This window comes from Pontibacter diazotrophicus (assembly GCF_003367245.1).
GTDB lineage: Bacteria > Bacteroidota > Bacteroidia > Cytophagales > Hymenobacteraceae > Pontibacter > Pontibacter diazotrophicus.
The window spans coordinates 38,935-58,753 of sequence record NZ_QRGR01000022.1; the positions used below are offsets into that span (position 1 = coordinate 38,935).

General features: G+C 48.2%; 15 protein-coding genes. 10 read left to right on the forward strand and 5 right to left on the reverse strand.

What is annotated here, in order from left to right; all coding sequences use genetic code 11:
- Nucleotides 1-200 precede the first annotated feature (200 nt).
- Both ccoS and DXT99_RS18685 read right to left on the reverse strand, forming a co-directional pair.
- Complete coding sequence (ccoS, locus tag DXT99_RS18680) at nucleotides 201-380, reverse strand: cbb3-type cytochrome oxidase assembly protein CcoS (RefSeq protein ID WP_115567109.1); 180 nt, start codon at nucleotides 378-380, stop codon at nucleotides 201-203.
- 163 nt (nucleotides 381-543) lie between these two features.
- Nucleotides 544-2,946, reverse strand: coding sequence for a heavy metal translocating P-type ATPase (locus tag DXT99_RS18685; RefSeq protein WP_115567110.1), 2,403 nt, complete (start codon nucleotides 2,944-2,946; stop codon nucleotides 544-546).
- Between the two features lie 257 nt (nucleotides 2,947-3,203).
- Here DXT99_RS18685 and msrA point away from each other — a divergent pair, with 257 nt between their 5' ends.
- From msrA to DXT99_RS18725, 7 genes are all read left to right on the forward strand, one after another.
- A complete protein-coding gene (gene msrA, locus DXT99_RS18690) occupies nucleotides 3,204-3,746 on the forward strand; it encodes a peptide-methionine (S)-S-oxide reductase MsrA (RefSeq protein WP_115567111.1) in 543 nt (180 codons plus the stop codon).
- Between the two features lie 745 nt (nucleotides 3,747-4,491).
- A complete protein-coding gene (locus DXT99_RS18700) occupies nucleotides 4,492-6,498 on the forward strand; it encodes a glycoside hydrolase family 97 protein (RefSeq protein WP_115567113.1) in 2,007 nt (668 codons plus the stop codon).
- 144 nt (nucleotides 6,499-6,642) lie between these two features.
- The gene (locus DXT99_RS18705; RefSeq protein ID WP_115567114.1) at nucleotides 6,643-7,047 is read left to right on the forward strand and encodes a c-type cytochrome; all 405 of its coding nucleotides are present in this window, start codon (nucleotides 6,643-6,645) and stop codon (nucleotides 7,045-7,047) included.
- Nucleotides 7,048-7,336: 289 nt separating this feature from the next.
- Nucleotides 7,337-9,964 (forward strand): DUF5686 and carboxypeptidase regulatory-like domain-containing protein, encoded by a 2,628-nt coding sequence (locus DXT99_RS18710; RefSeq protein ID WP_115567184.1) that lies wholly within the window; start codon nucleotides 7,337-7,339, stop codon nucleotides 9,962-9,964.
- A gap of 332 nt (nucleotides 9,965-10,296) precedes the next feature.
- The gene (locus DXT99_RS18715) at nucleotides 10,297-11,052 is read left to right on the forward strand and encodes a sulfite exporter TauE/SafE family protein (RefSeq protein WP_115567115.1); all 756 of its coding nucleotides are present in this window, start codon (nucleotides 10,297-10,299) and stop codon (nucleotides 11,050-11,052) included.
- A 15-nt stretch (nucleotides 11,053-11,067) separates the two neighbouring features.
- Nucleotides 11,068-11,310, forward strand: a complete 243-nt coding sequence (gene moaD / locus DXT99_RS18720; protein ID WP_115567116.1) for a molybdopterin converting factor subunit 1 — start codon at nucleotides 11,068-11,070, stop codon at nucleotides 11,308-11,310.
- A gap of 11 nt (nucleotides 11,311-11,321) precedes the next feature.
- A complete protein-coding gene (locus DXT99_RS18725; RefSeq protein ID WP_115567117.1) occupies nucleotides 11,322-11,738 on the forward strand; it encodes a molybdenum cofactor biosynthesis protein MoaE in 417 nt (138 codons plus the stop codon).
- A gap of 92 nt (nucleotides 11,739-11,830) precedes the next feature.
- On the opposite strand, the gene mgrA is transcribed toward DXT99_RS18725, so the two are convergent.
- The gene (gene mgrA / locus DXT99_RS18730; protein ID WP_115567118.1) at nucleotides 11,831-12,820 is read right to left on the reverse strand and encodes an L-glyceraldehyde 3-phosphate reductase; all 990 of its coding nucleotides are present in this window, start codon (nucleotides 12,818-12,820) and stop codon (nucleotides 11,831-11,833) included.
- Between the two features lie 311 nt (nucleotides 12,821-13,131).
- Here mgrA and DXT99_RS18735 point away from each other — a divergent pair, with 311 nt between their 5' ends.
- Together DXT99_RS18735 and DXT99_RS18740 are read left to right on the forward strand one after the other, a co-directional pair.
- Complete coding sequence (locus tag DXT99_RS18735) at nucleotides 13,132-13,959, forward strand: universal stress protein (RefSeq protein WP_115567119.1); 828 nt, start codon at nucleotides 13,132-13,134, stop codon at nucleotides 13,957-13,959.
- Entirely contained in the window at nucleotides 13,956-15,644 is a 1,689-nt protein-coding gene (locus tag DXT99_RS18740) for a cation:proton antiporter (protein WP_115567120.1), read from the forward strand. The genes DXT99_RS18735 and DXT99_RS18740 overlap by 4 nt, the downstream gene beginning before the upstream one ends.
- 141 nt (nucleotides 15,645-15,785) lie before the next feature.
- Here the strand turns inward: DXT99_RS18740 and proB are convergent, their stop codons facing one another.
- Together proB and DXT99_RS18750 are read right to left on the reverse strand one after the other, a co-directional pair.
- Nucleotides 15,786-16,874: a glutamate 5-kinase gene (proB, locus tag DXT99_RS18745; protein ID WP_115567121.1), complete on the reverse strand. Its 1,089-nt coding sequence runs from the start codon at nucleotides 16,872-16,874 to the stop codon at nucleotides 15,786-15,788.
- Nucleotides 16,875-17,087: 213 nt separating this feature from the next.
- Nucleotides 17,088-17,951, reverse strand: a complete 864-nt coding sequence (locus tag DXT99_RS18750; protein ID WP_115567122.1) for an ROK family protein — start codon at nucleotides 17,949-17,951, stop codon at nucleotides 17,088-17,090.
- A gap of 224 nt (nucleotides 17,952-18,175) precedes the next feature.
- On the opposite strand from DXT99_RS18750, the gene DXT99_RS18755 reads away from it, so the two are divergent.
- A complete protein-coding gene (locus tag DXT99_RS18755) occupies nucleotides 18,176-19,639 on the forward strand; it encodes an aminoacyl-histidine dipeptidase (RefSeq protein WP_115567123.1) in 1,464 nt (487 codons plus the stop codon).
- The last annotated feature ends 180 nt before the right edge of the window (nucleotides 19,640-19,819 follow it).

Here is a 19,819-nt window from a genome sequence, read left to right on the forward strand (position 1 = left end):
GGTAGATTTTCGCTTCATTTAACCATCCAAAATTCTTAAAGAAGCGGCAGAGAAAGGATGACGAATGTCATCTTCAGAGGTGATTGTAGTCAGTAGGCAATGATGGTATAAGGGAATTCATTTTCCAGGTGTTGTCGCCGCTTTTCATATAGAACAGACGCTCGCAGGAGCTGCGCACGCTGCGAGGTCGTAGCCCTTGCTTAGGTTTTCGCTTTTGCCTCGGGCTTTTTGTTGTCTGTTACTTCATTCTCAAAAAGCATTCTGACAGCTGGGGTATAATCGTCGTCGTACTGCCCGGATCGCACGGCCCACAGGAAAGCTCCCAGAAACAGGGCCGCTACGGTTATGCTCACTGCTATCATTAAAAAGATGATGTACATGGCGATTTGAGTTAGAGAGTTAGAAAGTTTAAGAGTTAAAGAGTTACGCCTGCTCTAATGACCTCGCAGCGTGCGAAGGTCCTGCGAGTGTCTGTGCCAAAGGCTGTTGCTTCGTAGCCAACACAGACGCTCGCAGGAGCTGCGCACGCTGCGAGGTCTTTGGTTATAGTCCCGCCCTTCTGGCTGCGATTTTGACAGACATGGTAGCAAACAGGATGACACTCAGTGAACTGATTGGCATCAGGATAGCAGATACAATAGGCGAAAAGAGCCCCTGCACTGCCAGCGTTAAACCGATGACGTTGTAGATGAGGGATACCGCAAACGTGGCCAGGATGATGTTCATGGTCTTCTTTGAAAAGGACAGGAACGTGCTCAGCTTATCGAAAACAGTGGCGTCAAGGATGGCATCGCAGGAGGGTGAGAAGTTCGTGATGCTGTTGGTGAGGGCAATACCGGCATCGCTCTGTTTCAGGGCACCGGCATCGTTCAGGCCGTCTCCCACCATCAGCACCCGGTGTTGCTCCTGTTTCAGGTGCCGGATATACTCCAGCTTCTGAACCGGCGACTGATTGAAATTCAGCGCCGCATCTTCGCCCAGCAATGCCTTTAGCCTTGCTTCCTCGTGATTGTTATCCCCCGAAAGCACTGCCAGCTTCTTATCGTTCAGCTGCTGAAGAATGGACTTGAGCCCCTGACGGTAAACATTATGAAAGGCATAGAAGCCGAATACAAGCCCATCTATCGACACATAAACCATTGTTTTCAGCGCATCACTCTTATCAGACGGCACACCTATATAGGAAGCAGACCCAATGCGCACCAGCTGCCCGTTTACCTCTCCCACCAGCCCCTTGCCGGCAACTTCCTGGAAATTCTGAACCAGTGTAGTTTTCCCTTTCAGGTGCTGGAAAATGCGTTGGCTGAGCGGGTGCGTAGAGTGCTGTAAAACAGATTTTATACTTTGCTCCTGCTCCGCTGTTAATGCCTTGCCGGTATAGGTCAGTTCAGCAGCGCTTGGTTCTGTCAGTGTGCCAGTTTTGTCGAACACCACCGTGTCTATCTTGGCCAGTGTCTCTACGACGGTCGTATTTTTAAGGAAAAACTTGTTCTTCCCGAACACCCGCATGGTGTGGCCATGCACAAACGGCGTAGCCAGCGACAGTGCACAAGGGCAGGCAATAATCAGCACAGAGGTGAAGGCTTTCATGGCCATGTCTGTGTCGCGCGGCACCCAGTACACAAGTGAACCGGCAGCTACAAGCAGCGTGACAATGATGAACCATTTCCCCGCTATGTTCGCATAGGTGCCTACACTTTGGGTTTCATCTTTTGAGAATACCGTATTGTTCCAGAGCTGCGTCAGGTAGCCCTGCGATACTTCTTTCACCACCTCCAGCTCCACACTTTCGCCAACCTGGCGGCCACCGGCGTAAATCACCTCTCCTACTACTTTCTCTACCGGCTCCGACTCCCCGGAAACAAAGCTGTAGTCAATCAGCGCCGTGCCTCTCAGAAGAATGGCATCAGCAGGTATAAGCTCCTGGTTCCGGATACGGATACGGTCGCCCACTTTCAGGTTACGCACCGCCACAGACACTTCTTCACCATCTTCTTTCAGCACCGTAATGGAAACCGGAAAGTAGGAAGTATAGTCTCTGTCGAAGGAAAGGGTATCGTAAGTCCGCTGCTGAAAATACTTTCCAATCAGCATGAAGAACACTAATCCGGTAAAAGAATCGAAGTAGCCTGGGCCGGTTCCGGTAAACACCTGGTAAGTGCTTACACAGAATAAGGCAAGCAAACCTGTGGCAATCGGAATATCTATATTGACCATGCGCTGCTTTATGCCTTCCAGCGCAGAGGTAAAGAACCCGCGTGCACTATAGAAAAACACCGGCAAAGAGAGCACAAAACTCAGATAGCCAAAAAAGGAGCCGAAGCTTCGCTGCAGTCCTTCTGTTAAGGCAAGATAGTCCGGAAAAGCCAGCAGCATTACGTTGCCGAAGCAAAAGCCTGCAATGCCAAGTTTGTAGATGATGCTACGGTTGGGCTTACTTGCTTTTTTACCATCCGTATCGGCCAGCGTTATTTCGGGCTCATACCCGATACGCGCCAGCAACTGTACTACTTCGCGCAGAGAAGTCTTCTGGTGAAAGTATGTGAGGGATACTTCTTTCCTGAGAAAATTAACGGTAGATTCAGAAATACCCTGGTTCAGCTTAAACAGGTTTTCCAGCAGCCAGATACAGGAACTGCAATGCATCTGCGGAATATAAAACGTCAGTTTGCAGATAGCATCGTTCTTAAAACTTATGAGCTGCGCTTCCACCCCCGCATCATCCAGGTAAGCGAAGCGGGATTCGGCAATAGCTTTCTTGCCTGTGATGCCCGGGTTTTCCTCCAGGTTATAGTAGGCGCAAAGGTTGTTCTCTTCTAATAACTCATACACGTTCTTGCAGCCCGTGCAGCAGAAAGTCTTATCATGTGCTTCAATTACCTCTTCCACACAGGAGTCCCCGCAGTGGTAGCATGTTTGAATATTGGTTTGGAGTGCGGCTTCCATCTCAATCTCTATTTTGTTATCATACAAAAATAGACAGCCGCGCAGGGGCAAAGGATGATGAATGTCACTATACAGAGTGATACTTATCAAGGTGTAATTTGTATCAGCTGGGAACTTTGAACTAGAGAAAGTGAGGGAATAGATAAGGCAAGGCCGAGCAAGTGCTTTTATACTATCGAATGTAGTTAACCCTCCCGGGATAAACTTTACAGGTCAATTTCAGTTAAAAGAAGAGAGACTTAAATTGAAAGAGACATATGAATCAGGAAGAAAATAAATATGAACTGGCAACCTTTGCAGGCGGATGTTTCTGGTGCATGGTAAAGCCGTTTGACCAATGGGAAGGTATTGAAAAGGTCGTTTCCGGCTACACAGGGGGCGAAATAGAAAACCCAACCTACGAGCAGGTATGCTCCGACACCACCGGCCACTATGAGGCCGTGCAGATTACCTTCGACCCGAGCAAAATCTCTTACAAAGAGATAATGGAAATTTTCTGGCAACAGATAGACCCTACTGATCCGGGCGGACAGTTTGGCGACCGCGGGTCCTCCTACCAGACCGCTATCTTTTACCACAACGAAGAACAGAAGGCACAGGCAGAGGCATCTAAAAAAGAAAAAAACGAAAACGGCCCTTTCGATAAACCGATTGTTACGCCTATACTACCGGCAAAACCTTTTTACCCGGCAGAAGACTATCACCAGGACTATTACAAAAAGAATCCATCCCATTACCAGCGTTACAACGTGGGTTCAGGAAGAGCCGGTTACATAGAAAGACACTGGAAAAAGGCCTAGGAGAAGTAATATCCTATCTCTTAATATACCATTTTTTCTGGTATACCGGGTCAAACCACCCCTACCTCTCCTTGTCCAAGGAGGGGAGCCTGCTGCTTCATTTGCAAAAGGCTCTTTCCATTGCTAAAGCTTTACTGAAAAAGTATACTACTAGACCCTGCTAGCACGGAGTGAACCTGTTTCCAGTCTTTGGGTTGAGCGCCTTGTATTTGATGCGGTGCTGAGCGATAGCGAAGCAGCCTGCAGCGTAGCTAAAGAGGGCCCCTACCCCCGGCAGCTTCAAATGCACAGCGCGATGCCCGAAGAAGAGGCCGCTCGGCTTGAGAGCAAAGGATGACAAGATGGAAAAGGCTGCTAATGAGTCGCTGTCTAAGCTGAACCTACGGCAGCTTAGACAAAAATGGAGGAGCTATAGGACAAGAAATATAAGGCAGTATCATAGTTCAAATCAAACCAAGGAAGCCGCTTTAGCAGAAGTTAAAGCGGCTTCCCTGGTTATACTATATTCCAGTAAGATAGCCTCAGAACCGAATCATCAAATTTCCCTCCTGCCACTTTGTAAGAATCCGGGTTACAAACAGCACCTGCTTTACCCCACTTCGACCAAGATCCTTATAGGATGACAGGAAATTGTTTTTATATGCTTTTTACCTCCGCATAAGAGAGATTACCTCCTGTTTGTGGTATCTTCAATTTTCAACGCTTATCTTTAAAAAAGAAATTTTATAAAGATAATCTAGGAACCATGAAGCACAGATTCTTTCTCTTTGTTTTGCTGATGATGTTAGGCCAGTTTGCCGCATTAGCACAGCAAAGCCACACCGTTCAGTCACCCGACGGTAAGATTAAAGCAACAGTAGATTTAAAAGACAAAATCACTTACTCCGTTACACACGAAGGCGACCAGATGATTGCGCCGTCTCCAATTTCGATGCAACTCACAAACGGGGAAACGTTAGGAGCAAACCCACGCCTGCGGAATGCCAAGCGAAACACTGTTAACAAGACAATCCAGACGCCTGTCTATAAAAGAGCTGAAATTAAGGATAACTACAATGAGCTGGTGCTGAACCTCAGAGGCGATTACAGCGTGATTTTCCGTGCGTATAATGATGGTGTTGCCTATCGGTTTGCCACTTCTAAACGCCGGGATTTTAATGTGCAGAGCGAAGAGGCTACGTTCAATTTCGATAAAGACTACACGGCTATTGTACCTTATGTAAAGCAGGAGCAGTTTGAAAACCCAACCATTGAGCAGCAGTTCGACAACTCCTTCGAGAACACCTACACCCACAGCCCCCTTTCTCAGCTTGACCAGAATCACCTTGCTTTCCTGCCTTTGGCAGTAGAGGCGGCAAATGGCAAAAAAGTGGTCATCACCGAGGTTGACCTGGAAAGCTATCCGGGCATGTATCTGCTAAACAAAAACGGGCAAACTTCTTTATCAGGCGTGTTTCCGGCCTACCCTAAAAAAGTGGAGCAGGGTGGCCATAACGAACTTCAGATGCTGGTGAAGGAAAGGGAGAACTTCATCGCCAAAGCCAAAGGCACACGTGAGTTCCCATGGCGCGCCATCGTGATTGCCGCTGAGGACAAAGAACTGGCCGACAGCGACATGGTATATAAACTGGCAGAGCCATCGCGTATAAAAGATGCTTCCTGGGTAAAGCCAGGAAAGGTAGCCTGGGATTGGTGGAACGACTGGAACATTACAGGAGTAGATTTTAAGGCGGGCATCAACAACGAAACTTACAAGCACTACATCGATTTTGCCTCAGAAAACAACATTGAGTATGTGATTCTGGATGAAGGCTGGGCCGTAAACCTGCAGGCAGACCTGATGCAGGTGGTACCGGAAATTGACCTGAAAGAACTTATTGCTTACGGCAAGCAGAAGAACGTGGATATCATTCTTTGGGCAGGTTACTATGCGTTTGACCGCGACATGGAAAATATATCCAAACATTATGCTGACATGGGCGTGAAAGGTTTTAAAGTGGATTTCATGAACCGCGACGACCAGGAAATGGTAGATTTCTTTTACCGTGCTGCCGAAACAGGAGCCAGACACAAGCTGCTCATGGACTTCCATGGCGCCTACAAACCAACCGGGCTTCAAAGAACTTACCCGAATGTCATCAACTTTGAGGGCGTACATGGACTGGAGCAGATGAAGTGGTCAAGCCCGGAAGTGGACCAGGTGACCTACGATGTCACCATGCCGTTTATCCGCATGCTGGCCGGCCCGATTGACTATACACAGGGCGCGATGCGAAATGCTACCCGCAGCAACTACCGTCCCATTAATTCAGAGCCGATGAGCCAGGGTACCCGTACCCGCCAGTTAGCTGAATATGTCATCTTCGAATCCCCGATAAACATGCTGGCCGATACACCTACAAACTATAAGAAAGAGCAGGAGAGCACCACGTTTATCGCCGCTGTTCCGGAAGTATGGGACAATACGGTTGCCCTTGATGGCAAAATAGGAGAACATATTGCCATTGCGCGCAGAAAAGGAAACGAGTGGTATGTGGGTGCTCTGACAAACTGGACACCACGTGAAATGGAGCTAGATCTTTCTTTCCTGGGAGAGGGAAATTACAAAGCAGAGGTTTTCAAAGATGGCGTAAATGCCGACAGGAACGCTGCTGACTACAACCGCGAAATCATTGATGTACCACAAGACCGAAAGCTTAAAATAGCGATGGCACCGGGTGGTGGCTATGTAGCCAGGTTCTACAAGCAATAGCCGGAAACACCTGTTCAAAGCATAAAAAAAAGTAATCTGTACAAAATAAAAAGCTGTCTGAACTGATGTTCAGACAGCTTTTTATTTTGTATTGTTGTGGGAAAAATATTGAAATGATTATTTTAGCTGCTTAATCTTAAAGATATGTTAAAAAGTTTACTACTGATGGCCCTCGCTACGGGTGGCTATATATTCTCTACTGCCGATGACCTGACCGAGAGCGTAAAGCGCGGCAAGGAAGTTTACAGCACCACTTGCCAGGCTTGCCACATGGCCGCTGGCGAAGGCATACCGGGAGCCTTCCCTCCTCTAGCGAAGTCTGACTTTCTGATGAAAGACCAGAAACGCGCTGTAGATGTGGTGGTACACGGCCTGAGCGGCGAAGTAACTGTAAACGGCAAAACCTATAATATGGTAATGCCTGCGCAAAGCCATTTAACCGACAAACAGGTGGCCGATGTGCTGAACTATGTGCAGAACAATTTCGGCAATAAAGCTAAAACGGTTGTTACACCCGCCCAGGTAGCTGAGGTAAGAAAGAAGAAGTAGCTTATAGCGGGACAGCCTCTCGATTTATACTATAAAAGAAAACCAACAACAGGACAATTAGAAAGAGCTAAAAGTCCAGCTGTTGGTTTTTTTTGTGCAGATGAATAACTATAAAGCATCAACCCGTCCGCGATAGGTATCAATGTTCTAAAAGGCACACCTATTTGCAAGTTCACTTCCTCCATGCAACCATATGGCTGTTTGGTGCATCTACCTTAACATAGAATGTTAATTCACATTGGTACCAGCTATCTTCTGCTTCACCGTAATGTATCATAAATACCTGCACATGAAAATAAGCCTTACAAAGTACCTTTTCATCACTGCCTTTATACTTTTACAGCTACCGCTTTTTGCGCAGGGTATAGAAGGCACCGTGATGAACCAGGAAGGAGAGCCGCTTCCGTTTGCGACCATCTTTATTGTAAACCTCAAGAATGGCTCATCCTGCAATGCTAATGGCCAGTATAAACTGAACTTACCAGCTGGCACCCACACAGTACAGGTAAAGTACATCGGCTATGAAGCACAACAGGTGCAGGTAGAGGTGAAAAACGAGTGGCAGACACTGAACTTCAAACTGAAGGCCCAGACGTTTGCGCTGAAGGAAGTGCAGGTAAAGGGCAAGGGCGAAGACCCGGCCTATACCATCATGCGCAAGGCCATTGCCAAAAAGAAGTTTCACCGGCTGCAGTACGACAGCTATCAGATGAAGGCGTACATAAAAGGAACCGGCCAACTTACGAATGCCCCATTCTTCCTGAAAAAGAAGTTAAAAGACGAGGGCGTGAAGCTGAATGAGGCATATACCCATGAGTCGGTTAGGCAGGTTAAATTTAGCCAGCCTAACAAAATAGAGGAAAAGGTCCTCTCTGTGCGTACCTCCGGAGACGACAAAGGCTCCCCCTCCCCTGTAAACTATATTATGTTTAGCTTTTACAACGACAAGTTTGGAGAAGCGGTGTCCCCTCTGTCGCGGGCTGCTTTTGGCTACTATAAATTCGAGTATGCAGGAAACTTCAGCGAAGGCAACATCACAGTTAATAAAATAAAAGTGACGCCGCGCTCCCGGGGCGACAATGTTTTCGAGGGCTTCATTTATATCATAGAAGACTACTGGGCCATCCACAGCCTCGACCTGAAAACCAGCCTGATGGGCTTCCCTATTAGTATAAAGCAAAATTATGCAGAGGTGGCCCCTGCTGTTTGGCTGCCTACAACGCACCAATACCTGTTTTCCGGAAAGGTGATGGGCTTTGCAGGAGAATTTAAATACCTCGCCTCCATTTCTAACTACAAGGTAGAACTTAACCAGAAGCTTCTAGCAAAAACCGAGATTATTGATGAGAAGGTAGAGGAAGTGCCGGAATCTGTTGCGGCTATCAAACCCGCCAAAGAAGACAAACCCATTGAATTGCTGGCCAACGAAGACAAGCTCACGCGCAAGCAGTTCCGCAAAATGATTGTGGAGTACGAGAAGGAGTCCCTTAAAGAGCGGGAGAACCCTGAGGTAGTGAGCGAGAGAAGCGTAAAAGTAGACTCGATGGCATTTAAGCGCGACTCCAGTTACTGGGCGCAGGAGCGTCCGGTGCCGCTAAGCGTAAAAGAAGTAAAAGGCTACCAGCGCGACGATTCCCTGGCACAGGTGCAGTCGGCCAGGTTAACGGGAAAAGATTCCACAGGCGTTATCAAGAAAAAAAGCTTTAACCCCACTGATTTGATAATGGGCGGCAGCTACAACCTTTCCCCGAGAACGCGCCTGTCGCTGGACCCTACCCTAATTAACGTGTTTTATAACACCGTGGAAGGCGTAAACGTGAACATGAGCGGTAAGCTGCGCCATTCCTACGACAGCCTGCGCCGTGTTTTTGAAATAGCACCTGTTGTACGTTATGGCTTTGCAAGTGAAGACTTTTATGCCAAAACCCGGATTTCGCACCAGGTAAAGCAGGGCGAGAAAGTCAGTATGATCTATGTGCAGGGAGGTAAATTTGTGGAGCAGTTTAACGAGGAGAACCCTATACATCCGCATATCAATACGCTGAGTACGCTGCTGTTTCGCAGAAATTACATGAAGCTCTATGAAAAGCTATATGTTGGGGCTGGGTACGACTACAAGGCATCCCCTTTTCTGAAATTTAGCGGAAGCTTGGAGTGGGCCAGAAGGTCGCAACTGTATAATAACATCGACTACAGCTTATTCTACTCTGAAGAAGACAGGCCGCTAACGCCAAGTTTGCCACAAAATATTGAACTAGAAGACACAGGTTTTCCCACAAATGATGCGCTTATTTTTAAAGCAAGTGTCAGCTACCGTCCCGGCAAGACCTACCGCATGTACAACGGCAAAAAGATCCCTCTTCTGGAGCAGTCGCCGGAGTTCTTGCTCATGTACCGTAAGGGTATTTCGGGTGTGCTGGGCAGCGACGTGAACTTTGACCAGTTGGAACTGGGAGTAAACCACGGTATATCGGTTGGCGTGCGGGGCAGGCTGGAGTTTGAGTTGCGCGGCGGCACCTTCCTGAATAACAAGCGCATGTATTTTATGGACTATGAGCACTTCGATGGCAACCGTACCATACTGAGCAGCCTCAGACCGGCAGGCGCCTTCCGGTTGCTGGACTACTACAACTTCAGCACCAACGACAGTTACTTTTCAGGCCACACGCATTTTCAGTTCCGCAAGTTTCTGCTCACACAGATACCGGAGGTGCGTTTCACAGGCATAAAAGAAAACATTTTTGTCAACTACCTCAAAACAAGCAGCTCCCCGCATTATTACGAGTTAGGCTATTCCCTGGATAATGTATTCCGGGTATTCCGAATAGAGGCAGCAGCCTCTTTCCATGACCGAAATTTTCAGGAACTCGGCTTCAGAATAGGCATTGCCACCATCTTAAAGTTTAGCTCGAATTAGTAGCCAGAGGAAGATAACAGAGTTTGAGTAGTGGTTGAATAAGATGCTTTGATTCCAGATTCTTATGTACTGCGTCTTTAGTCCCAGCGGGACGGTCTGTTAATAGCCTGCTAATCCAGAGGTACCTCTAGCTCCAGCGGAGCGACCTGTTAATATGACCCAAACAGGTCGTCCCGCTGGGACTGACTAATTATGCACAGCACCAATTAATAAAAGAAGCAAACAGCGAAACTTTTAGCCTATATCTAGCGAATGAGACGCTTGTTGTTTAATTTGAAGTCTTGAAGCTGAGATACGGGCCGTAAACCGCTCTTTAAATTAAAGAATCAGAAATGCCACATTGGGAGCTCATGCTCTTTTTCTTTGTTATTGCCTTTGTATATGCTTCTGTTGGCTTTGGCGGCGGTTCCAGTTATCTGGCTATACTGGCCCTTTATGGCTTGCCTTTTAAGGAACTCAGGCTGATTGCCCTTCTTTGCAACGTAGTAGTTGTAACAGGTGGCACAATTCTCTTTATCCGGAACAAACAGGTGAACTGGCGAAAGATTGTTCCGCTGGCTCTTACCAGTGTTCCGATGGCGTTTATGGGTGCGATGCTACGCATCGAACAGCATACTTTTTATGTGCTGCTGGGCTGCAGCTTGCTTACAGCAGCGGGTTTGCTGTGGTTCAGGAAACGACCTCAGGAGGTGCCTGAAAGCGCGACACCAAGAAACACCAGTTATGCACAGGACGGCGCATTGGGCGGCAGTATCGGCTTTTTGTCCGGGATGATTGGCATTGGCGGGGGCATTTTCCTGTCTCCTCTCCTGAACCTGATTGGCTGGGATACCCCAAAGCGCATTGCAGCGACTGCCAGCTTTTTTATACTGGTTAACTCTATTTCTGGTATAGCAGGCCAGCTGACGCAATTGCCTTCCACGGTAAATTACAGCCTCATCTTGTTTTTATGTGTGGCGGTATTTGCCGGTGGACAGCTTGGTTCTCGTATGGCTATAAAGAAGTTTAACCCGCTCGTAATAAGACGTATGACAGCTATTCTTATTTTTGTAGCAGGTATTGAGGTAATATATAAACATTTGAGTTGAATTTAAGCATCGAAGATGAAGGTAAATGTTTTAGCATTCGGAATAGCGAAAGAGATAGTGGGAGGCTCAACGGTTGAAGTAGAGCTGACAAGCGACGCCACAGTGGGCGAGTTGCGTGCAGAACTGGAGGAGCAATATCCACGCCTGGCGCAGCTGGCTTCTTTTATGATTGCCGTGAACAACGAGTATGCCGTAGCCGACAACGCCCTGCAGCAACGCGATGAGATTGCCATCATTCCACCTGTTAGCGGTGGTTAATAAAGCAGCACATGATTGATATCCAGATTTCAGATAAACCCTTAGACATTTCCTCCTGCATCGACTGGGTGATGTCGCCGGATTGCGGCGGTATTGATGTATTCATCGGCACTGTACGGAACGCTACGAAAGGCAAGGAAGTAATTCGCCTTGAGTTTGAGACCTACAGGCAAATGGCCCTGAACGAAATGCAGAAAATTGCCGAACAGGCTTTAGAGAAATGGCCTGTTCAGAAAATCCTCATCCACCACCGCACGGGTGTGCTGCAGGTGGGCGAAGTGCCTGTTGTGATTGCTGTAGCAGCCGCCCACCGTGCTGCTGCTTTCGATGCCTGCCGCTACACCATTGATACCCTTAAAGAAACAGTCCCTATCTGGAAAAGAGAAGTGTTTGAAGATGGTGAAGTTTGGGTGGCTGCGCATCCCTGACAGCACAGCCACCTAAGCTTGTTTATAAGGCTTTTGCTATAAGACAAAGCTTTGATTCTGATACAGTGATAGCGTTATAAAGAGCGCTTCAGCTATTTCAGAATTGTCTCAATCTGCTCCAGCTCATCCGTGCTGAATTTGGTATTGTGCAGGCTCTTCAGAGAATCTGCTAACTGTGCCGGTGAACTTGCACCGATAAGAACAGAGGTAACGCGATCATCTTTCAGGAGCCAGGCCAGTGCCATCTGTGCCAGCGACTGGTTGCGTTGCTGAGCCAGCTCGTTTAGCTGCCTGATCTGCTCTACTTTCTCGTCTGTGATATCGGTTTCCTGTAAGTGCCCATGCGATTTTGCCGCTCTTGAGCCCGCAGGTATGCCTTTCAGGTATTTGTTTGTCAAGAGGCCCTGCGCCAGCGGCGAGAATGGAATACAGCCTACCCCCTCCTCTTTCAGCAGGTCCAGCAGGCCATCTTCTACCCAACGCACAAACATCGAGTATTTTGGCTGATGAATGAGGCAGGGTGTTCCCAATTCACGGAGTATTTTAACAGCTCTTGCCGCTTCGGCAGGCTTATAGTTTGAAATACCGACATAAAGTGCCTTCCCCTGGCGCACGATTAGGTCCAGTGCTCCCATCGTTTCTTCTAAAGGCGTTTCTGGGTCCGGGCGGTGATGGTAGAATATATCCACATAATCCAGGTTCATGCGCTTCAGGCTCTGATCCAGGCTGGAAACGAGGTACTTCTTCGACCCATAGTCGCCGTAAGGACCGGGCCACATGTCGTAGCCAGCTTTGGTCGAGATTATCAACTCATCGCGGTAGCCACGAAAATCCTTCTCCAGAATTCTTCCGAAATTCTCTTCTGCCGAGCCGTAAGGAGGACCGTAGTTGTTGGCCAGATCGAAGTGTGTGACACCAGCATCAAAGGCATCGTGGAGCATCTGCCGTGCATTTTCCAGCACATCCACATGACCGAAGTTATGCCACAGGCCCAGCGAAAGTGCCGGAAGTTTCAGGCCACTTTTGCCACAGCGGCGGTATTCCATCGAATTGTAACGCTCCGGATTTGGGGTATAAGTCATGTTCTTGTTTTAGAGGTACAAAGGTAAAATAAAGCAATAATCTCTTTTAGCCAAAGAACCGGGAGGTGTCTACGGAACATCTAAGGCACAAAGTAACATGTAAGGAATAAATAGATTTAATAATTATATAAACTTAGCAATACGCCGTATAATATAAATAAGCGAACTCCCGCTGCCTACTCCCACCCTCAATCCATTGCATACCAATGCAAAGGATGAACCACATGAAGGGCAGACTGGGGTTGTTAGCCATACAGCACGAAAGATAATCTGTAGATCGGTTTATTGGGACCTACATTAAATATTTTAAAATGCCACATAGCTACTTAGTTCTTTACGATTTCTCTTCTTATGCCCGGCAGGCACTCCGGGTTGCCCACCAGTGGAGCCTATGGACAGGAGCTGACGTTCACCTGCTTCATAACCTGGAGGCTGCTTACATTCCTGCCATGGCAGATCGGGAGGTAAGGCAACAGGTAGAAGCCGGTTCCAGATCAGAAGCTTTTGATAAGCTACAACGCAGTTACGAAGAAGTTACAGGCAAGCCTGTCCGTCCTGAAAGGGTGCACATCTCTGTAGCAAGCCTGACCTTCACCATTAACAAACTTGTAAGGGAGCATAATACGCAACTGTTATTTGCCGGATTAAAAGGCAATGGGGTGCTAAAGCGCATCTTTATCGGAAGCACTATATTAAAACTTCTGGAGCATGCCATTACTCCTGTAGTAGCTATACCTAAAAAGATACATGAGTTTAAGCACCTGACCTTACATGTTGCTGTAAGTTATCACTATGCGTTCAACTCCACCCATCTGCGGCAAATTCTTCAACTGATGGGACAGAAAATAAAAGCCCTTGTTTTCATTTCTGTACTGACAAAAGACGATGACCGGCAAAGGGCGATCAGCCACCTTGCAAAACTAGAGGACTCTTTTTCTGAACAGGCCCCTGTCTCAAGCCGCCTCTTTGAGGGCAACGCCCCTTTTGCGCTGGTCAAAGCTTATATGAAAGAGCAGGAGGATGGGGTGCTCCTGGCTCAGAGAGGCTCCAGGGCTTTGTCTGATCGCTTGTTCAGGGAGTTTTTCATCAATGAACTTGTACATGATGCCAGCATACCTATAATTATTTTACCTGAATGAACTGGTTAGCAGATATCGTCAGTGATCCTTTTCTTGAGTTTGCTGTCATTCTGTTTCTGGCTGCAGCTGCAGGAAGCTTAGGGCAACTCCTCCGGCAGCCGCTTATCGTGATGTTCATTGCCCTGGGGATTTTTATCGGACCATCTGCGCTGAACATCATACAATCAGAGGATAAAATCCACCTCCTCGCCGAAATCGGGATTGCGCTCCTGCTCTTTATTGTGGGCCTTAAACTGGATCTGCAACTCATAAAGTCAACCGGTAGAGTAGCTTTGCTTACCGGGCTTGGGCAGGTTGTGTTTACTTCAGCGGCAGGCTACCTGATAGGACTGGCCCTGGGCTTCCCTGCTCTCCAGAGCCTCTATATCGCTGTGGCCCTGACCTTTTCCAGCACCATCATCATTGTAAAGCTACTCACAGATAAAAAAGAGATCGATTCCCTTCACGGCCAGATAGCGATCGGTTTCTTAATTGTGCAGGACTTAGTGGTGATTTTAGTTATGATCATACTTTCTGCCCTTGGCAAAGGTGGCGAAGAGTCCCTCTTGCAGGACTTTGCACTTACCTTCCTGAACGGCACCATCCTGGGGGTTGTGGTATTCCTGCTGATAAAATGGGTAATCCCGACAATTAGTGCTTTTCTGGCAAAGTCGCAGGAGCTGCTCACACTGTTCTCTATTGCCTGGGCCATACTCTTGGCTTCTGTAAGCGAACTCATGGGCTTCAGCAGCGAAGTTGGTGCGTTTCTGGCAGGTGTAAGCCTTGCTTCTACACCATTCAGAGAAGCCATCAGCAGCAGGTTGGTGAGCCTGCGGGATTTCCTTCTGCTGTTTTTCTTTATCAACCTGGGGTCCACACTTGACCTTTCTGCCTTGGGAGCACAGGTACCTTCCGCATTAATATTCTCCTTCTTTGTGCTTATCGGAAATCCCATTATTGTACTTATTATCATGGGAGTGATGGGCTATACCAAGCGAACCTCCTTTCTGGCAGGCCTTACAGTGGCGCAAATAAGCGAATTCTCCCTCATCTTCGCAGGAATGGGATATCAGGTGGGCCACATCAGCGCCGAGATTGTTGGCTTGATCACACTGGTAGGTTTGATTACCATCGGCTTATCCACTTATATGATTCTGTACTCTCACATCCTGTACAGATGGATGGCTCCTTTGCTACACGTGTTTGAGCGTAAAAACCCTTACAGAGAAAGTGAAATTGGAACGGAAGAGCAGCCTCCAATCAAAGCCATCGTCATTGGTCTCGGAAGATTTGGAAGTTCCATCGCCAACAAACTGAGTCAGTATGGCATTACAACAATGGGCGTCGATTTTGACCCTCAGGTAGTGGAAAACCTGCGGAAGCAGGGAAAATACGTGGAATACGGTGATTTGGAAGATCCTGATATTTTTGAAAGGCTGCCCTACCAAAACGCTGACTATGTTATCAACACTGTGCCGGACGTGGAGCTCTCTCAAAGCATGATAAAGAACCTTCGGGCCTCCGGCTATGAAGGGAAAATTATTGTAACCGCCACAAACCTGAAAAACGAATTTCGGCTAAGGCAAAGTGAACCAGATGATATTCTGATGCCTTTTGCCATGGCAGCCGACAATATTAAACAGCGCTTGGATAGTTTAAAACGGAACGTTGTCGCACAACAAAGCAGTGCCTCAGGTTCCAGGTAAACCCATTTCCAGCGTTGTCACAAAAGTACACCGCCATTACTGCTATATAGGTTCCTGGCTCTCCCACTGGCGTTGCAGGCTCCATCATCATAGCAACACTAGCTCTTATGGTTGCTTTTAAAGCACATGCAGTGCCGGTATCTATGAAGCCTCAGGAGTCAGGAACAGATAATCGTAGTGCACGAGCGGCTTTTGGTTTACCTGCCCAACACGCTCCAGCGCTTTGTCCGAGCCATATTCCGCAATCCCAAGGCCAATCGGTTTTTCCTGTTCATCCAACAGCTTAATGATATCGCCCTTCTGGAAGTCACCGATGATTTGAATGATGCCCACTGGCAGCAAACTAGTGGCTTTGGAGGAGGTCAGGGCCGCGCGGGCACCTTCATTTACCAGCACTTTCCCCTTGGCAGAATGCTCAGAATGGGCAATCCACTTTTTCTTGCCCGATGCTGTTTTCTTTGGAATAAAGCGCGTGTTTACCACCTCCTCGTTCAGCACTTTGGGCAGGATGTTTTCAGTTTTACCGTTAGCTATGTGCACGGAGATGCCCAATTGGGCTACTTTCTGTGCCATATGGCATTTTGTTATCATGCCGCCCCGCCCAAACTGCGACCGCTGCGTGGAAACAAAAGAGGCAAAGCTAGTAGTGCCGGAGGCAATCTCCCGAATTACTTCTGACTTCTCGTCTTTCGGATCACCGTTATAGATGCCGTTCACATTGCTCAGGATGATTAAAGCATCGGCATCCAGCATAGAAGCGATGAGCCCGGCTAGTTCATCATTGTCTGTAAACATCAGCTCGGTGACTGATATCACGTCATTTTCATTAACGATGGGAATAACGTTGTTCTGCAGCAGAATTCTGAAGCAGCTCTGCATGTTCAGGTAATGCAGGCGGTCGCGGAAATCTTCTTTCGTAACAAGTACCTGGGCGCACAGAAGTTTGAAATGACTGAACATTTCAGAATAGGTATTAATTAGCTTTACCTGCCCGATGGAAGCCAGCAACTGCCGGCTCGCCACTGCATCGGCTTTCTCGGATACCTTTATCAGGCTACGGCCAGATGCCACTGCCCCCGAAGACACCACAATGACTTCCTTGCCCAGGCTTTTTATCTGGGACACCTGCTCTACCAGGTGCTGCATCCGTGCCAGGTCCGGCATGCCATTGTCCTGCGTCAGCACGTTTGAGCCAATTTTTACTACTATCCGGTTATAGTTCAGCGCCATGTTTATGTGAGTGTTAATAAATGTATATCATTTTTCATTTAAAGAAGTCTGCTTATGCTTTCAATACAGAGGTGTTGGTGGTTCAGGCACCAGCGGACCCACCCCTAGCCCCTCCGAGGAGGGGAATAAGTCACTGCGAAAAATCCTCTTCTCGGAGAAGTGCAGGGGTGGGTTACATTTACTACACAACCAGAACTGCTTAGCACAAAAGGCTCACTTCCAAAGACTCGCTGCGCCAATCAAAGCTGCTGCTTCTCCTAACTCCCCTTGTTTTACAGGAGCAGAAATTCCTTGTGACGCAAGCGTTTTTAGTAGCGCAGGCTTGAATAATTCCAGCGATTGGGCAATATTGCCGCCTATCACGATTACCTCCGGCTTCTCTCTATCAATGTAAAGGCGCAGAAACTGCCCTAAGTGCCGCCCGAATTCATCTAAAATAGATTGCACCAGCGCATCTGAGGGCAACAGCTCTACCAGGCTTTTCACATTAGGCACTTCATTTCCGGAGAGAGAATGGTAACGCTTCGTAAACCACCTGGAGCTGAGGTAGTCTTCGGCAATTCCTTCTTTGAAAGGAGAACGCCAGAGGGCAGCGTCTTCAGCCATCCCGTCGCGGTAAAAGGCTGACCCCAATCCGGTGCCCAGCGTCAGGCCAATTGCACGTTCTGCTCCTTTTGCGGCCCCACCGAAAGCCTCTCCTTGTAAAAAACAGGCAGCATCGTTCATAAACTGAATATGTGCCGGGGGCACTTGCAGTGCATCAGCTAATAGTTCCTTCACATTTATACCATACAGCGCATCATACTTTTCCTGATTTTGCATCAGAGAGATTCCTTTAGCATAATCAAAAGGGCCTGGCATGGCAATGCCTATCCGAAGCTCTTCTGGCGCACTACCTGCTGTTACATTCTTTATCCCCTGTGCCCAGCTGTGAATAATGTTGGTCTTGTTTCCCTTTGCATCAACATGTTCCCGTATGTGTGTATCTGCCAGCAGGGTACCTTCCTTCAGATCAACAAGTGCTGCTGTAATATGCGTACCGCCAATGTCAACACCTACTGTTTTTTGTACAGCCATGGTTCTTCTCTTCGCTAATGAAGTATAATGTATGCATGTAAAGCCTTAAATATACACCCACGTCAGCACCTATAAAAATACAAGGCGATATTAGCGAAGCTGCTGTGTGTTGATGGCTCTGTTGGATGGCAGGAGCAAAAGGCTTCTCCCCTATTTACAGTTGAAATGCGTAACTTTAGGGCAGCGGCTGCAGATGCTGCCTTAGAAACTAAAAAATAACTAAAATGAGCTCAGAAGTACGCAACCTCGAGCCCAAAGCACTTTGGGAGAACTTTGCTGACTTAAACGCTGTACCACGTCCCTCCAAAAAGGAAGCCCGTGTGATTCAGTTTATCAAGACCTTTGGCCAGCGCCTAGGCCTGGAAACCTACGAAGACGAAACCGGCAACGTCATCATCAAAAAGCCTGCTACTCCCGGCATGGAACACCTGCAGACAGTTGCAATGCAAAGCCACCTGGACATGGTGCACCAGAAAAATGCAGACACAGACTTTGATTTCGAAACGCAGGGAATAGAGATGTATGTGGAGGACGATTGGGTGAAGGCAAAAGGCACGACGCTGGGTGCTGACAATGGCATTGGTGTGGCAACCATGATGGCTGTACTTGCCTCCAAAGACATACAACACCCCGCGATTGAAGCACTGTTCACAGTAGACGAAGAAACAGGAATGACCGGTGCCCTGGGCATGAAAGGTGGCTTACTGAACGCCAGCATCCTCCTGAACCTGGACACAGAAGACGACCGGGAGCTAACCATCGGCTGTGCAGGCGGAGTAGATATTACCGCTTCAGGAACATACGCGCAGGAAGGCACTCCGGCAGGCATGGCAGGATACAGGCTCAGCGTAAAAGGCCTCACAGGCGGCCACTCCGGCATGGACATTATCCTGGGCCGGGGCAACGCAAATAAGCTGATGAACCGTTTGCTGTACCTGGCTACTTCACAGTTTGATGTGCGTGTGGGCACCATTGACGGCGGGGGGCTCCGTAACGCTATCCCGCGGGAGTCAGTTGCCATCGTTGCCGTAGCGGAGGGAGACAAAGCAAATTTCGAGGCTTTTGTAAAGGAACAGGCTGCTGTGCAGCAGCAGGAGTATAATACCACCGATCCGAAACTGCAGGTATTGGCGGAGGCAGCAGAAACTCCGGCCCAGGTAGCCAAAACAGATTTTACCTGCAGATTGCTGCGCGCCATCTACGCCTGCCCGAACGGTATTTACCGCATGAGCCCTGATATCGAGGGCCTGGTGCAAACATCCAACAACGTGGCACGCGTAGTGGTGCAGGACGGCAATTTCGCTGTTCTCTGCCTTACCCGCAGTTCCGCGGACAGTGAGAAAACAGACCTGGCACAGGCTATACAAAGTGCGCTGGAACTGGCAGGCGCTTCTGTAGAGTTAAGCGGTTCCTACCCGGGCTGGGCGCCCAAACCGGATGCCGCCATCATTCAATTAATGCGTGACCTGTACCGCTCCAAGTTTGAGGGGGAACCGGATGTAAACGCCTGCCATGCTGGATTGGAGTGTGGTATACTGGGAGCGAACTACCCGGGCATGGAAATGATATCTTTTGGCCCCAACATTCGCGGCGCCCACTCCCCTGACGAAAAAGTACAGATAAGCTCTGTGCAGAAGTACTGGGACTTCCTGCTCGCCACGCTGCAGCGTATACCCGAAAAAGTTTGAGGTAGATTAATAAACACTGAAATAATAGAAAGCGCCGCTCCGGAAATCCGGAGCGGCGCTTTCTATTATTATGATAATCCTGGGACCGGAAAGCTGTTGATAGAACACACAACAGCGGCGAGCAGGAAGAAGTGCTACAAAAAGCTGAAGCTCCCGGCTTTCGCTTTCCAGTCCTTTGTC

Coding starts and splice junctions, on each gene's coding strand:
- ccoS (WP_115567109.1), bottom strand. CDS start 380: ATGTACATCATCTTTTTAATGATAGCAGTGAGCATAACCGTAGCGGCC.
- DXT99_RS18685 (WP_115567110.1), bottom strand. CDS start 2,946: ATGGAAGCCGCACTCCAAACCAATATTCAAACATGCTACCACTGCGGG.
- msrA (WP_115567111.1), top strand. CDS start 3,204: ATGAATCAGGAAGAAAATAAATATGAACTGGCAACCTTTGCAGGCGGA.
- DXT99_RS18700 (WP_115567113.1), top strand. CDS start 4,492: ATGAAGCACAGATTCTTTCTCTTTGTTTTGCTGATGATGTTAGGCCAG.
- DXT99_RS18705 (WP_115567114.1), top strand. CDS start 6,643: ATGTTAAAAAGTTTACTACTGATGGCCCTCGCTACGGGTGGCTATATA.
- DXT99_RS18710 (WP_115567184.1), top strand. CDS start 7,337: ATGAAAATAAGCCTTACAAAGTACCTTTTCATCACTGCCTTTATACTT.
- DXT99_RS18715 (WP_115567115.1), top strand. CDS start 10,297: ATGCCACATTGGGAGCTCATGCTCTTTTTCTTTGTTATTGCCTTTGTA.
- moaD (WP_115567116.1), top strand. CDS start 11,068: ATGAAGGTAAATGTTTTAGCATTCGGAATAGCGAAAGAGATAGTGGGA.
- DXT99_RS18725 (WP_115567117.1), top strand. CDS start 11,322: ATGATTGATATCCAGATTTCAGATAAACCCTTAGACATTTCCTCCTGC.
- mgrA (WP_115567118.1), bottom strand. CDS start 12,820: ATGACTTATACCCCAAATCCGGAGCGTTACAATTCGATGGAATACCGC.
- DXT99_RS18735 (WP_115567119.1), top strand. CDS start 13,132: ATGCCACATAGCTACTTAGTTCTTTACGATTTCTCTTCTTATGCCCGG.
- DXT99_RS18740 (WP_115567120.1), top strand. CDS start 13,956: ATGAACTGGTTAGCAGATATCGTCAGTGATCCTTTTCTTGAGTTTGCT.
- proB (WP_115567121.1), bottom strand. CDS start 16,874: ATGGCGCTGAACTATAACCGGATAGTAGTAAAAATTGGCTCAAACGTG.
- DXT99_RS18750 (WP_115567122.1), bottom strand. CDS start 17,951: ATGGCTGTACAAAAAACAGTAGGTGTTGACATTGGCGGTACGCATATT.
- DXT99_RS18755 (WP_115567123.1), top strand. CDS start 18,176: ATGAGCTCAGAAGTACGCAACCTCGAGCCCAAAGCACTTTGGGAGAAC.